Source organism: Bradyrhizobium sp. S69 (assembly GCF_009766005.1).
Classification (GTDB): Bacteria; Pseudomonadota; Alphaproteobacteria; order Rhizobiales; family Xanthobacteraceae; genus Bradyrhizobium.
Genome location: NZ_LMUK01000008.1, coordinates 1 through 13,935, shown reverse-complemented (window position 1 = coordinate 13,935; position 13,935 = coordinate 1). Strand labels below are relative to the sequence as shown.

At 62.8% G+C, this 13,935-nt stretch carries 12 protein-coding genes and 1 tRNA gene; 6 read left to right on the top strand and 7 right to left on the bottom strand.

The annotated features are described in order from the left end of the window. Positions 1 to 12: 12 nt before the first annotated feature. Together GSQ88_RS01770 and GSQ88_RS01765 are read right to left on the bottom strand one after the other, a co-directional pair. On the bottom strand, positions 13 to 165 hold the full coding sequence (locus tag GSQ88_RS01770; RefSeq protein WP_159005620.1) for a hypothetical protein: 153 nt from the start codon (positions 163 to 165) through the stop codon (positions 13 to 15). 99 nt (positions 166 to 264) lie between these two features. Next, on the bottom strand, positions 265 to 501 hold the full coding sequence (locus tag GSQ88_RS01765) for a hypothetical protein (RefSeq protein ID WP_159005619.1): 237 nt from the start codon (positions 499 to 501) through the stop codon (positions 265 to 267). A gap of 471 nt (positions 502 to 972) precedes the next feature. Here GSQ88_RS01765 and GSQ88_RS01760 point away from each other — a divergent pair, with 471 nt between their 5' ends. Beyond that, entirely contained in the window at positions 973 to 1,254 is a 282-nt protein-coding gene (locus GSQ88_RS01760) for a GlsB/YeaQ/YmgE family stress response membrane protein (RefSeq protein WP_159005617.1), read from the top strand. Between the two features lie 927 nt (positions 1,255 to 2,181). Here GSQ88_RS01760 and GSQ88_RS01755 read toward each other — a convergent pair. The 3 genes from GSQ88_RS01755 to GSQ88_RS01745 form a co-directional block, all read right to left on the bottom strand. After that, positions 2,182 to 2,258 (bottom strand) — tRNA-His (locus tag GSQ88_RS01755). Between the two features lie 327 nt (positions 2,259 to 2,585). Continuing rightward, positions 2,586 to 3,020 (bottom strand): phasin, encoded by a 435-nt coding sequence (locus GSQ88_RS01750; protein WP_159005616.1) that lies wholly within the window; start codon positions 3,018 to 3,020, stop codon positions 2,586 to 2,588. A gap of 357 nt (positions 3,021 to 3,377) precedes the next feature. Then, a complete protein-coding gene (locus GSQ88_RS01745) occupies positions 3,378 to 3,566 on the bottom strand; it encodes a hypothetical protein (protein ID WP_210253726.1) in 189 nt (62 codons plus the stop codon). Between the two features lie 322 nt (positions 3,567 to 3,888). On the opposite strand from GSQ88_RS01745, the gene GSQ88_RS01740 reads away from it, so the two are divergent. Then, positions 3,889 to 7,674 carry a PAS domain-containing sensor histidine kinase gene (locus tag GSQ88_RS01740; protein WP_159005614.1) on the top strand — a complete coding sequence of 1,262 codons (3,786 nt, stop codon included), beginning with the start codon at positions 3,889 to 3,891 and terminating at the stop codon, positions 7,672 to 7,674. 34 nt (positions 7,675 to 7,708) lie between these two features. On the opposite strand, the gene GSQ88_RS01735 is transcribed toward GSQ88_RS01740, so the two are convergent. After that, the gene (locus GSQ88_RS01735; RefSeq protein ID WP_159005613.1) at positions 7,709 to 8,026 is read right to left on the bottom strand and encodes an ArsR/SmtB family transcription factor; all 318 of its coding nucleotides are present in this window, start codon (positions 8,024 to 8,026) and stop codon (positions 7,709 to 7,711) included. A 76-nt stretch (positions 8,027 to 8,102) separates the two neighbouring features. On the opposite strand from GSQ88_RS01735, the gene GSQ88_RS01730 reads away from it, so the two are divergent. Next, positions 8,103 to 9,059 carry a threonine/serine dehydratase gene (locus GSQ88_RS01730; protein ID WP_159005611.1) on the top strand — a complete coding sequence of 319 codons (957 nt, stop codon included), beginning with the start codon at positions 8,103 to 8,105 and terminating at the stop codon, positions 9,057 to 9,059. Between the two features lie 36 nt (positions 9,060 to 9,095). Here GSQ88_RS01730 and GSQ88_RS01725 read toward each other — a convergent pair whose 3' ends face one another. Next, the gene (locus GSQ88_RS01725; RefSeq protein ID WP_159005609.1) at positions 9,096 to 9,887 is read right to left on the bottom strand and encodes an alpha/beta fold hydrolase; all 792 of its coding nucleotides are present in this window, start codon (positions 9,885 to 9,887) and stop codon (positions 9,096 to 9,098) included. A gap of 154 nt (positions 9,888 to 10,041) precedes the next feature. Here GSQ88_RS01725 and GSQ88_RS01720 point away from each other — a divergent pair, with 154 nt between their 5' ends. The 3 genes from GSQ88_RS01720 to GSQ88_RS01710 all read left to right on the top strand — a co-directional run bounded on the left by GSQ88_RS01720 (position 10,042) and on the right by GSQ88_RS01710 (position 13,683). Next, positions 10,042 to 10,692 carry a GntR family transcriptional regulator gene (locus GSQ88_RS01720; RefSeq protein WP_159005607.1) on the top strand — a complete coding sequence of 217 codons (651 nt, stop codon included), beginning with the start codon at positions 10,042 to 10,044 and terminating at the stop codon, positions 10,690 to 10,692. Continuing rightward, positions 10,689 to 12,218, top strand: a complete 1,530-nt coding sequence (locus GSQ88_RS01715; RefSeq protein WP_159005605.1) for an aldehyde dehydrogenase — start codon at positions 10,689 to 10,691, stop codon at positions 12,216 to 12,218. Before GSQ88_RS01720 ends, GSQ88_RS01715 begins: the two co-directional genes overlap by 4 nt. Positions 12,219 to 12,315: 97 nt before the next feature. Then, entirely contained in the window at positions 12,316 to 13,683 is a 1,368-nt protein-coding gene (locus GSQ88_RS01710; protein ID WP_159005603.1) for an MFS transporter, read from the top strand. Positions 13,684 to 13,935 lie beyond the last annotated feature (252 nt).

Below are 13,935 nucleotides of genomic sequence, written 5' to 3'. Positions count from 1 at the left end.
ACTGAGGCGGCCTTACTCGTCGATCTCGCGGAGCTTCTTTTCAAGCTCTGAAATCAGACCGTTGATGCGTTGCGTTGTCACCGCATCGGGAGCTTGCTGCGAGAGCGCGCGGTATCTGATAATCTTGATTTCGAGTTCAACGCGTTCATTTTTGTCAGGCATCATGCCACTCCCGTCCTTATGTATGACGTGGCAGTGGCAAAATCGTTCAGACGAAATGCAAGTTAGCCTGATGTATAAGTTATGAGAGTGAGGTGTCCCGCATTACGCGGCCGGCTTCGAAATCATCCGTCCGTCGTGGATTTCGTGAGTGACCGTATCGCATTGACGCTTGAATGTAGCTACCTTTCGGGCTTCCTGCCAAAGCTCGATTTCGACCGCCTCTGCTTTCGCCAGATTGTCTGCGCGCCGGCTGGCTGCTTCGTCACTATCGCAGTTCATCGCAATGGCATCACGGAAATGCCCGTCTGAGCCGATGATGTAAGCGCGGTACTCTGGCATTATCGCGGTGTCTGGAGTCCGGGTGACGACAGCCACTCATTTATATGAGCGCCGGTCTCAGCCTGGCGCGCTTTGCGGATTGCCGCATCTCGCAATGGGCCCTGCGGTAGTGCATTTGCTTCCACCGTGAGGCGCGTGGCTTGAATCAACAGGCGACTCTGTAGCGTGGGTTTGGCTTGGCTTCGTTGCAGCACGTTGCTCTCCGATAATGGAGGCGGGAGCGTTACCTAACTCTCAGTCACCGTTAGATACCGTGGTCGTCCGGTGATGGGCCCAGCATGCAGCCTTTCAAAGTTCGGCCGCTGTTCTGTTTTGCTCACTTTGGAAAAGTTAATGAAGTAGGCAAACTCGCTGCTGCTCAGCTCATGACCGGGGTTTCACCCGCTCGACATTCCTCCCCACGCCACGCAACGGAACTTTTGCCACAGGCCAGCATTAGCCCCGCGATAATCCCAGCGGAAAGCAAACACCATGCACTTATCCAATCAGGGCCTGCTCGTCATCATCGTCGTCGGAGTCGTTGCCGGCTGGTTGGCAGGCAGGGTCATGGAGGGCGGTGGCTTCGGCCTGATCGGTGATTTGCTCGTCGGTCTCGTCGGTGCGTTCATCGGCGACTGGCTGTTGCCCCAACTCGGTATCCACCTCGGCGTGGGCATGGTTGCCCTGATCATCAACGCCTTCGTCGGAGCCGTCGTGCTTCTGCTGATCCTGAGATTGGTAAGCGGCGGGTTCGGCCGCAGGCGCTGGCTTTGAACTTGGTGTAGGCTTTTCAGATACCGTCTACTGACAGGCGCGCCGAAACAGAGCCCGCTGCCGACTAACTACCCTGGCAGGTTACCTGCGTCCACTCGTAGCCACATTTGCCGCCAGCAAAAGCATTGATGGGTACGAGGCGATAGTGCTCACCGCAGGTGAGTTTAGCGAAGTTCTCGATTTCGGAGCAGCCGACGAAAACGCTGACCGGCATGCACTTCTCCATGGTATTCCCCTTTGCACACTCGGTAACTCTCGCCTGGCGCCCCTGAGGTTTTGACCTGGCTCGCTGGACGAACGTCGGCCGGCGTCCGCCCATTGTAATAAATAACGACGGTCCACACGGCCGTGGCGACCGCAGCCCCCCAGAAACGCCGCGACTTTTCGGTTCTCTTCCTCCCAGATCCATTCAGGTATGATCTTCTTCATCCGGCGGCCTCAGAGCGACGCGCTAGCCATCCCACTAACTCTGCCAATGGTCATCATGACGCAGCTTGGTGGGTCTTCCGAAAATAATCGAGATCGAGTAGCCATGGTGAGTGTTCAGCAACTTTGACGCGAAGGCAAGATGAGGGACGTCACGGGGTTTAATTCCCGTCCCGTCGTCCCCATATACCGTGCATGGCAACATGGCAGAAGACTCGCGAGCCGCCCAAGACCAAAGAGCAGCTACGCGAGATGCTGAGGCAGGCAGTGCAGAATACGCAGCCCGAGAAGAAGCCGAAAGCCCGCAAAGATCAGGCATAGGGCACCGCCGGTGCGCTTGATTTACCAGGCCAGTGCAATCCACTGCCCCGCTCCGGCCCGCATCCACGCACTCACCGACGCACGCTTTCTCACCGACGCACGCTTTGCGAGACCGCGCGCTTATTTGCGCCCGGACCAAACCGTGCCGCCCCGCCGCTTTCGCCGAGTGATTGATTTTGTTGGTACAGTTGGGTGGGCTCGAACCACCGACCTCCTGTTCCACAGACAGGCGCTCTAACCAACTGAGCTACAACTGCATCGCTTGGGCAGGCCCCGAAAAGGGGGGGCCGAACGGGGCGGAAACTAGGTGCAACGCCCGGCTTTGGCAAGGCGGGAAAGCGTCGATATTGGGTGACGTTTTGGGGCGTGTGGATGGCCCCGCGGAGGGCGTTAGCCGTTAAGAAAAGGCTTTGAACGGCTCCCGATCAACACAAACGCCCGGGGTTATGGGTCCCCGCCTGCGCGGGGACGACGGAAGGAGCGTTTTTGGCACCTTCCCGGCACATCGAACGAAAGGCCCGCACCAAACGAAAAGCCCGGGCTTGCGGCCCGGGCCTTCTGGAAACCCAAAAAACCTGCCGCGATCAGGCGGCCGGCTTGACGGTCAGCTTGGAGACGCTGGCCTTGATCGGCTCGGCGGTTTCGGTCGCGACCTTCTGGGCAAGCTCGGCGAGCTCCTTGGCCTGCGCGGTGAAGGTCTCGAACTGCTTGCGCGCGTGCGAGGTCCACAGCGTCATCGCCTCGGAAGGCGATTTCACGCCGACCAGTTCCTGCGCGAAGTCGAGGTTGGCGCTGGCGCCGGCCTTAAACATGTCCATCACCTTGGCGGAATATTCCTTGGCGCCGCTGGAGTAGGCCGAAAACACCGCTTCGATGGTGCCGTTGTGGGATTCGGCGGCGTCCTTGAACTTGGCGTAGTTGTCACGGGCCTGCGAAACGCCCTTTTCGGCGAACGCACGCACCTGCTCGGGTACTTCAAACGGGATGACGGTAGAGGAGAAGGGATCTGAATTGGCCATTGGCAAGCGTCCTTCACGGATGAGACAGTGTGTGAGTCCCCCTCGCGCGCGCGGCAGCCCATCTAGCCGCGCGTCGATATGGAATCACGTTGCGGGTGTGGCCCTTTCGGGTTGCCACCTTTAACACTCATATCATGTCAATTTTGTGCATCGCAACGTAATTTAATGTGCAGCGCCGCATTGGTGACCCCGAACCGACGCGGTTTTGCCGGCAACATGACGCCGTCCCGACATAGGCCGCCAAGAAGCCATCGTTTTGCGGGCCAAAAGCCGGTAATTCACCCCGTTTTGGGATGAATTCGGTCGGTTCCCGACCGGTTCTGGGTCGGTTTTCAGACTTTAGTTTTTCTATTTTTTTTAACGCCTTTTCTTGTCGAGTTCGAAAACGCCCTGGTTTTTCGGCTTGGCCGCATCGATCGCGGCGCGACTGACGATCTGGCCGAATTCGCTGGCCTGCTCGGCCAGCGCGCGCAGTAGCGCCGGCACATCGTCCCCGTGCAGCCGCATCACATCGCTCGAATCCTTGGCGTGCAGCAGACTGCGCATCGTCGAGCGAGGCCTGCGCGTTCTGCTCGGCATAGGACATCGCCTTGGCGTTGATATCCTTGGCGCTGATATCCTTGGCGCTGATATCCTTGGCGACGAATTTCTCGAAGGCCCCACGGCCCGCTTCACGCTACCGGCAAAGCGCATCGCCGGCGCCACATTAAGGTTATCGGGGCATAGAGCTTGTCAGCCGCTGTCAAGCCGTGGACCTGCCGCTCCGCGCGCGCGATACTAACGCCTCGTTAAGGCTGTCATTGTTTGGCCGCCGAATTCTGCCGCCATCCTCGAACCACAGCCTCATCCTGCCGGTCATGTCATTGCGATGAACCATTCGGAATTCCAGTTGCGAGGCGTCGGCGATCCGCGGCTGGCGGTGCATGCCACGAGCGCACTGCCGGCCTGGCTGTGGTCGACCGACGGCACACGGATTCTGTGGGCCAACCCGGTCGGCGCGCAACTGTTCGGCGCCGGCAATGGCGCGGCACTTGCGGAAAAACTATTCGGACCGGCGGACGCGCATCGGCGCCAGGTAGCGCTGCTAGCCAACCGGCTGCCGGCAAACGGCGCGGTCCGGCTGGAACGGCTGCGCGGCTTCGGCGCGGCCTACGGCCGGCTCGTGACCTGCGGCTGCGCGCGACTCGATTTCGCCGACGGCAGCCACGGCATCCTTATCGCGGCGGCCGAACCGGTCGGCCGCGCGATGCCGCTGGTGGAGCGCTTGCAGCGGTTGGTCGAAGGCGTCGATTCCCCGATCGCGGCGTTTGCCCGCGACGGCATGTTGATCGGCGCCAGCGACGCCGCGCGATCGCTGCTCGGTTTTCACAATCTCAGCGAGGCCGGCCTCGGCGAAGCGCGCAGCGACGCCCTCAAACAAGGCCGCGTCGAACTGCCGGTCGGCATCGGCCATCTGGTCTTGCAGCGCGTCGGCAGCGGCGCGGATGTCGGGCTGGTGGCGCTGATTGCTACGGGCACGTCGCGCCTTCAGGAGCCGCCGATTCAGGAGCCGGCAAAGCCCGCGCCATCGAACGAAGCATCGGCCGCCTTTACGCTGGTCGATGAATTCGCCGAGCCGCTGACGGAGACCGCTGCAGCCGCGCCGGCAGATCCGGTGTCGCCTCCGACGCCAGACTATGAAACGCCGGCCTATGAAACGCCGGCGAACTCAGGCGAAGCACCGGCCGAATTTGCGCTGGTCGATCAATTCAACTCGCAACCGGAACAGCCGATCGCCGAGACCCCGCCGCAGGCGCCGGAGCCCGCGCGCGAGCCCGATCGCGACGAGCCCGTCCATCAGGATGAGCCTGCGCATCACGATGAGTCCGCGCAGCACGATGAAGCTCCGCCCCAAGAAACGTTACTCCAAGAGCCTTTGCCTCAAGAGCCTTTAGCTCAAGAGCCTTCGCCTTATGTCGAAGCAGTCGCTGACGAGCCGTCCCCTGAAGCGGCAGCCGTCGATGCCGAGGCGGCCACACCGAACCACGATGAAGCGGCCGCAGCGGCGCTGCTCGCGCCGCCGCCCATCGAAACACCAGCGTGGCACGATGAGCCCGCGCCGCCTCCGCGCAGCGCGCCGCTGCGCTTCATCTGGCAGATGGATGCCGACGGGCGCTTCTCGCTCGGCTCCGACGAATTCACTCATCTGATCGGCGCGCACACCGCGGCGGGTTTTGGCCGGTTGTGGAGCGAGATCGCCGAGACTTTTGGTCTCGATCCCGAGGGCCGCGTGCTCAAGGCGGCCGCCACCCGCGACACCTGGAGCGGCATTACCCTTAACTGGCCGGTCGATGGCGGCGGCCGGCTGCCGGTCGAGCTGTCCGGCCTGCCGCTGTACGATCGCGCGCACAATTTTGCCGGCTATCGCGGCTTTGGCGTCTGCCGCGACCTCGATGGGCTGACGCGGCTTGCTGCGTTGCGCCGTCATGAAATGTTCAATGTTCCGCCACCGGCACCGCAGGCGCTTTCAGCCGCTGTCGTCCCGGCTGAGCCTGCCGCCGAATTGCCCGCGAACTTGCCGGTCGATGCGGCCAGCGAAGCCGGCCTTGCGGACGAAGGTGCCGCGCCTTCCACCGAGCCTGAATTGTCAGTGCCGGTTGCTTCAGAGACTTCACACCAAACCGATTTGGCAACACACGATTTGGACAACCAAGAATTGGAAACCCAAGTGGATCGTAACGTGGACCCGAACGTGGAATCCGAAATGGAAACGCCCAAGAACGTTCTGCCATTTCGCCCCATCGGCGATACCAAATCGCCGGTGCTGACGCCGGTGGAAAACAACGCGTTCAACGAACTGGCGCGCCAATTGTCCGAACGGCTCGAACGAAGCAACGCTTCGAGCGAGCCGCTGTCATCAGAGCCAGCCTCCGAAGTCCAGGAAGCCGTTGTCGCGGAGCCGGCGGCCGAGCAGACTCAACAAGCCGTCGAAGAGACCGCACAAGAACCCGCTGAACAACCCGTCCTGGAGACAGCCAGCCGACAACCCGGCTGGCTGGCGCCTCCCGAACCGCCGGCGCGCGGCGAAAGCCGCCGCGACAAGGCGCTGCTCGATCTGTTGCCGGTCGGCGTCTTGATCTATCGGCTCGACCGGCTGCTCTATGCCAATACGGCCTTCCTGCAACGGATGGGCTATCCCAGCCTTCATGCGTTGGAAGAGGCCGGCGGCCTCGACGCGCTCTATGTCGAGCCCGGCGTCTCCACCGCCAGCAGCACGTCGGACACCGGCACGCCGGTGACGATTTCCGGCAGCCAGAGCTCAGGGCAAGACGGATCAGGGGAAGATTTGTCAGGGCAAGATTTGCCGCCGCAGGCCTCGGAAGCGCACCTCTACACCATCGCATGGGACGACGAGCAGGCGCTGGCGCTGATCTTTGCCGCCCAGCCTGCGCAGGGCGCCCATATCGCGGCCGCGCTCGCCGAGCCCTTGATGGCCGAACCTGCCGTGACTTTCGAACCTTCTGCTTCCGAACCTGCTGCGTCTGAGCCCTCGCCGGTCGGCCACGCCAATGCCGAGGAACTCGCCGCAATCCTCGACACCACCGCCGAAGGCATCCTGATGTTCGATGCCGAGGGCAACATCAACTCCTGCAACCGCAGCGCCGAAGCGCTGTTCGGCCATGACGGCGCCGACCTCGTGCAACGCAATCTCGCCGATCTGTTCGCGCCGGAAAGCGCACCCGCGGTGCGGGACTATCTCGAGAGCGTCAAGGGCGCCGATATTTCCAGCCTGCTCGAACAGGGCCGCGATCTCCTGGCGCGCGTCGATGGCGGCGGACTGATCCCGGTCTCGATCACGATGGGCCGCACCCAGGCCCATGGCCCGAATTTCTTCGCGGTGTTTCGCGACCTCTCGCAAGCCAAGAAAGGCGAAAGCGAGCTGCGCGAGGCGCGGCGGCTGGCCGAGCGCGCGGCCAACGCCAAGAGCGACATGCTGGCGCGGATCAGCCACGAGGTGCGTACGCCGCTCAACGCCATCATCGGCTTTGCCGAAGTGATGATCGGCGAGAGATTCGGCGCGCTCGGCAACGAGCGCTACGTCGAATACATGAAGGACATCCGCGCCTCCGGCGAGCGCGTGATCGCCATCATCAACGACCTGCTCGATCTGTCGCGGATCGAGACCGGTAAGCTCGACCTTGCCTTCACCAACCAGAACCTCAACGAGCTGGTCGAACAATGCGTCGCGGTGATGCAGCCGCAAGCCAATCGCGAACGCATCATCATCCGCACCTCGCTGGCGCATATGCTGCCGCAGGTGGTCGCCGACACCCGCGCGCTGCGCCAGATCACGCTCAATCTGATCGGCAACTCGATCCATCTGGCCAATGCCGGCGGCCAGGTCATCGTCTCGACCGCGCTGTCGGATTTCGGCGAGGTGGTGTTGCGGGTGCGCGATACCGGCCACGGCCTCAACGACAATGAGGTCGCCGCCGCGATGGAGCCGTTCCGCACCACGGCGCCGTCGGACCAGGCCTCCGACTCACCCGGCGTCAGCCTGTCGCTGACCAAGGCGCTGGTCGAAGCCAACCGCGCCCAATTCCAAATCAAGACCGGCGGCCGCTCCGGCACGTTGATCGAGGTCGTGTTTCCCCACGCGATGGCAAGGGCGTAAGCGGCGGCGTGGGCAGCCGGGGACGATACGCACGCTAGATTTTCGCAACGATGGCGCGTTTGAGCTCTGAAATGCGGGCTTCGTCGCGTTTGTAAAACGTCCATTGCTTGACCCGCTTGGAGCGCAGCAATCCCGCTTGCGACAGCACTTTCAGATGTTCGCTGACGGTCGGCTGACTGACCCCGAGTTTTTCCGCGATCAGCACGCCGCATACGCCGTCATCGACCAGATCACCATCGACCTGCGCCCTGAAATGCTTCCTGGGCTGCTTCAGCCATTTCAGAATCAGCAGACGCCGCTCGCTCGCGAGCGCGCGCAGGACGGACTCGACATCGTCATCCAACAAAGTCATATTGCTAATTAGCTAAATGACTAATTTATGTCAACCCGGTTGATGTCAACCTGGCTTTGCGTGAAGGAACTTTGGCATGACCGCGCTCGACGTTGCTGACGCTGTAAACCCCGGACAAATCGCCGCCTGCGAAAAGATCATTCGGCCTTATCTCCGGCGCACGCCGGTGATGGCGATCGACGGCACCGACATCGGCCTGCAACCGGGCCGGATATCGCTCAAGCTCGAGCTGTTCCAGCACTCCGGTTCCTTCAAGGCGCGCGGCGCTTTTGCAAATCTACTGACCCGCAGGGTGCCGCCCGCCGGCGTCGTTGCTGCATCGGGCGGCAATCATGGGGCCGCCGTCGCGTATGCCGCGATGGTGCTGAAAGTGCCGGCCAAGATCTTCGTTCCCAGCGTTTCCTCCCAGGCAAAAGTGCGACGCATCCGCGAATATGGCGCCGACCTGGCGATCGAAGGCGATCGCTATGCCGATGCCCTCGCGGCCAGCGAAACATGGGCAGACCAAACCGGCGCGATGCCCGTACACGCTTTCGATCAGGACGAGACCATGCTTGGACAGGGCACCATCGGCATCGAGCTTGAAGAGCAATTGCCTGACATCGACACGCTGATGGTCTCGGTTGGGGGCGGCGGTCTGGTGGCGGGACTCGCCGCCTGGTATGCTGGCCGGATCAAGGTGGTCGGCGTCGAGCCGATGGCTTCCCCTACCCTGACGAAAGCGTTGCAGGCCGGACATCCGGTCGATGCCGAAGCCGGAGGCCTGGCGGCGGACTCGCTTGCGCCGCGGCGCGTGGGCGAGCGTGTGCTGCCGATCGCGCAACGCCACGTCCACGAGACCGTCCTGGTTGCCGACGAAGCGATCCGTGCGGCGCAAAATAGGCTCTGGCAAGCCGCGCGGATCGTGGCGGAGCCCGGCGGCGCTGCGGCGTTCTCGGCCCTATTGTCCGGCGCCTATCGACCCCGGCCCGGAGAGCACGTCGGCGTCATCATCAGCGGCGGCAATACCGTCGCCGTGGATTTCGATCGATGATTTTCGACACCTGCCGCATGGCAGGATGTGGTCGGCTCATGCGCCGATCGTGCTAGCCGCCAAAAAATCGCTGATCGCGTCAAGAAAGACTTTTGGCGATTGCAGTTGCGGAACGTGCGCGCAGCCCGGGATGATCAAAAGCCGCGCCTGCGGCAGGACCGCGACCAATTCGTACGACATCGGCGGCGGCGTCGCCTCGTCGAACTCGCCGACCAGCACCAGCGCGGGGACGTTGACCGCCTTGAGTTCGGGCCGCAGGTCGAGTTCGGCCAAGGCCGCGCAGGCCGCACGGAACACGTCCGGATCGGTCTTCAAAAAGGCGGCGCGGCGATCGCTCATCAAGTCGGGATGCTCAGCCTGGAATTCCGGGGCGAACAGCCGTCGCATCGCGACGTCGGTGATCGCGGCGAGGCCCTTAGCGCTCGATGCCGCCGCCATGTTGCGAAAAGCCTCGCGGCCCGCTTCCGAAAACGCAGCGCCGCAATCGGCGAGAACAAGTTTTGCGGCGATCGCGGGATGACGGATCGCCATTTGCAGCGCGACGAAGCCGCCATAGCCGTTGCCGAGCACGATCGCCTGCTCGCCGCCGGCCGCCTCCGTCACCGCCTCCGCCATCCGGTCGGCGACCGCGGCAAAGCCGCCCATCACGGCGTGCGAACGGCCAAAACCCGGCAATTCCGGCACGATCACGCGGAATGATTTGGCCAATTCCGGCACGATCGCGTCGAAACTCGCCCGGTCCGACAGCAGCGAGTGAAACAGCAGCAGCGGACGTCCTTGGCCTGCCTGTGCTGCGTTGACGGTGCCGTTGGCGAACTGCCGGTCCATGCGGTCTCTCTTTATTCAGGGGGAAGCAAGCGTTGAGGATCGGCTCAGATCCGCGACCAAGTGATAGATCAAAATTCCATCTTTTCAAGCCTTCGTGGCTTGACGTGATATTTCACGACTGCAAAGCTATGGCAACTTCCAGGGAAAAATTTCGATGCTTTTGCGCGATAATGTCTATGAAAGCCTGCGTTCTGATATCCTGACTTGTCACTTTATGCCCGGTGATGATATGCGGGAGCAGGAGCTCGCCGAGCGCTACGCGGTCAGCCGCCAGCCGGTGCGCGAGGCGCTGCTGCGGCTGGAGCGCGAGCATCTGGTCACGGTGCAGCCGCGCCAGGGTTACCGCGTCAACCCGATCTCGCTCACCGATGCCCGCGACCTCCTGCGATTCCGTCAGGCACTGGAGCCGGCTTGCGTCACCGAGGCGATCGAGAACGCCAGCGACGCAACCCTGAAGGCGCTGGACCAATTCAGGCGGTTTGCCGGCCACCATGAAGACTTCATCGCCTACAACCGCGGCTTTCACTCCGCGCTGGCGCATGCCTCGGGCAACCGCCGCATGGCAGCCTCGCTGTGCGACCTGATCGGTCAGGCCGATCGGCTGGTGCGCGTCAGCATCACCAATCTCAGGGGGCACGACCCGGCGCAACTCGTCGCCGAGCATGTCGCCGTGATCGAGGCGATGCAGCGGCGCGACGCGCGCACCGCGACCCGTCTGATCAAGGCGCATGTCGCCCAAACCGAAAAACGTGTGCTGCCGGCGCTGAAACGCAACGCCGTGATTGTCGAAGGAAGAGACCCATGAACATCCCCACCAAACCCGCCACGGCCGAGGTCGATATCCACGGCAATTTCGTCGATGGCCGTGAGATCGAGGCCGGTTCGGGCCCGATGCTCGATGTCCGCAATCCCGCGACCGGCGACGTGATCGCACGGATCCCGAATTCGACCGCTGAAGACATCGACCGCGCGATGAAGAGCGCGCGCACAGCCTTCGAAGGCAGAGCGTGGGGCGGCATGGACATTCGCGCCCGGGCGCGGCTGGTCAACCGGCTGGCGGACGCCTTCGAGGCCAATCTGGAGACGCTGTATCGGCTGGAAACGCTCAACAACGGCCGGCCGCTCAACGAGACCCGGGCGCAGTTGTCGCGGCTGCCGGACTTTTTCCGTTACTTCGCGGGACTGGCGCTGGCGCGCCGCGACTCCGTGATTCCGGTCGAAGGCTCCTATCTGAACTACACCTTGCGCACCCCGATCGGCATCGTCGCCAATTGCACGCCGTTCAATCATCCCTTGATGATCCTGTGCAAATCGCTCGCCGCGGTGCTCGCGAGCGGATGCGTCACCGTGGTCAAACCGTCGGAATACACGCCGCTGACGACGTTGAAGCTGGCGCAGATCTTCACCGAAGCGGGGCTGCCGCCCGGTGTATTCAACATCGTGCTTGGTCTTGGGCCCAGCGCCGGCAAGATGCTGGCCGAGCACCCTGATATCAACAAGCTGGTCTTGACCGGCGGCACCGAAGCCGGCCGCATTGCGGGCGCGTCGGCCGCAAAAGTGTTCGCGCATCAGACCATGGAGCTCGGCGGCAAGACGCCGGTGATGGTGTTCGACGATTTCGATGTCGACCGCGCGGTCAATTATGCGGCGTTCGGCGCCTTCATCGGCGCCGGCCAGACCTGCGTCTGCGCCTCGCGCCATATCGTGCAGGCCTCGATCTACGACGAGTTCGTCGAAAAGCTGCAAGCCAAGACGCTGTCGATCCGGATCGGCGATCCGTTCGATCCCGCGACCCAATTGGGTCCGGTGATCTCGGCCAGACAGCGCGACCGCGTGCTGGCGTATTCGAAGTTCGGCCATGAGGACGGCGCGCGGCTGATCGCCGGCGGCGTAGCCGCCAAGGTGCCGGGGCACGAAGGCGGTTTCTTCGTCGAGCCGACGGTGTTTGCCGATGTGAAATCCGACATGCGGATCTTCCAGGAGGAAGTGTTCGGTCCGTTTACCTCGGTGACGCCGTTCAAGGACGAGGCCGACGCGTTGCGGCTCGCCAATGATTCGCCGTTCGGGCTAGCGGCGGCGATCCGCACCAACAACGTCGCGCGCGCGCATCGCGTCGCGGCATCGGTCAAGGCCGGCATCGTCTGGGTCAACGACCACCACCGGCTCGACCCGGCGTCACCCTGGGGCGGCGTCGGCGATTCCGGCATCGGCCGCGAATGCGGCACCGAAAGTTTTGACGATCATTTCAACACCAAGAGCGTGATGGTCGCGACCCACGATCAGCCGTTCGATTGGTACCGCGACACCGCGACCCAACGGCGGCTGAATTGAAACCGATTGAATAAGACCGCGGCAACCGGCTGAAGCGGGCGCGAGCACAAGACCCGCGGCCTTTTACAACGAACAAACGATCAAGGGGAAAACGCACATGGCAACATCCGTCAACGCCGGCGGCCGGCTCGACCGGCTTCCGATCGGCCCATTCCACCGCCGCATCCTGATCCTGATCGGCATCGGAATGTTCTTCGACGGTTTTGACATTTATCTCGCCGGTACCGTGCTCGGCGTGACGTTGAAAACCGGCTTCTCGACGTTGTCGCAGAACGCGGTGTTCGTTTCGATAACCTTCGTCGGCATGATGCTGGGCTCGTTCGGCACCGGTTTCCTCGGCGACCGCTACGGCCGGCGCTTTACCTATCAATTCAATTTGCTTCTGTTCGGCCTCGCCTCGCTGGCGGCGGCCTTCGCACCGACCATGACGGTGCTGATCGCCTGCCGCTTCGTGATGGGCGTCGGCCTCGGCGCCGAAAACGTCGTCGGCTATTCCACCATGACCGAGTTCGCGCCGGCGCGCATCCGCGGCAAATATCTCGGGCTGATGGCGGTGTGCGTCGTCACCGGGCTGCCGATCGCGCTCTTGATCGCCTCCCTCATCGTTCCGGAATTCGGCTGGCGCGCGATGTTCGTGCTCGGCGGCATCGGCGCTCTGATCGTCTGGTATCTGCGCAAGTCGCTCCCCGAATCGCCGCGCTGGCTGGAAGCGGTCGGCCGCACCGAGGAAGCCGAGGCGCTGATGCAGTCGATCGAGCGCGAGGCGGCGCAGGGCCAGCCGCTGCCGGCGCCTGCTGCTGCTTCCACGGTGACCGTATCCCGCGACATCGGAACGCTGTTCGCACCGCCGCTGCTGTCGCGGATGATCGTCGGCTCGATCTGCCTGATCACCATCAACACGCTGCTCTATGGTTTCGTCACCTGGCTGCCGGTGTTCTTCATCAAGCAGGGGCTCAGCGTGGCGACCTCGTTCAGCTATTCGCTGCTGATGGCGCTGGGCGCGCCGGTCGGCTCCGCGATCGGCGCAATGACGGCCGATCATTGGGGCCGCAAGCCGACCATCATCGGGGCCTCGCTGATCGCGGTGGTGCTCGGCATCATCTACCCGATGATCTCGGATCCGGTGCTGCTGCCCGCGGTCGGCTTCGCGCTGACGGTTCCGATCTACGTGCTGGTGGCGTTGCTGTTCGGCGTTTACATCCCCGAACTGTTCCCGACCGAAGTGCGGCTTCGCGCCTCCGGCATCGTCAACACGCTCGGCCGCGGCGCCACCATCGTGACGCCGTTCCTGGTCGTGATGCTGTTCGAAGCCCACGGCGTCGCCGGCGTGATGGCACTGATGGTCGGATTGTTGCTGGTGCAGATCGTCACCGTCTGGGCCTTCGGCATCGAGCCGCGGCATCGCAGCCTGGAAGAACTCAAGGGCGAGGATACGGCACCGGCGCTGGTCAAGCAGGTGACTTGAGAGGAATTCCCGTCATTGCGAGAAGCGAAGCGACGAAGCAATCCAGTCTTGCTTCGTGGCTATGGATTGCTTCGCTTCGCTCGCAATGACGATCCAAACGTTGAATCGCAGCCCCGAAGAAGCTCCGCGACATCCGGGAGCGAACGGCATCTAGATCCCGGATATCGCTCTGATGTCCTTCGTCAAGTGGTTTGATCATGAGTTGTCGGCTCCCTGCGAATTTCGCTGGAGCGTGCGGTAGGGATGATCGTG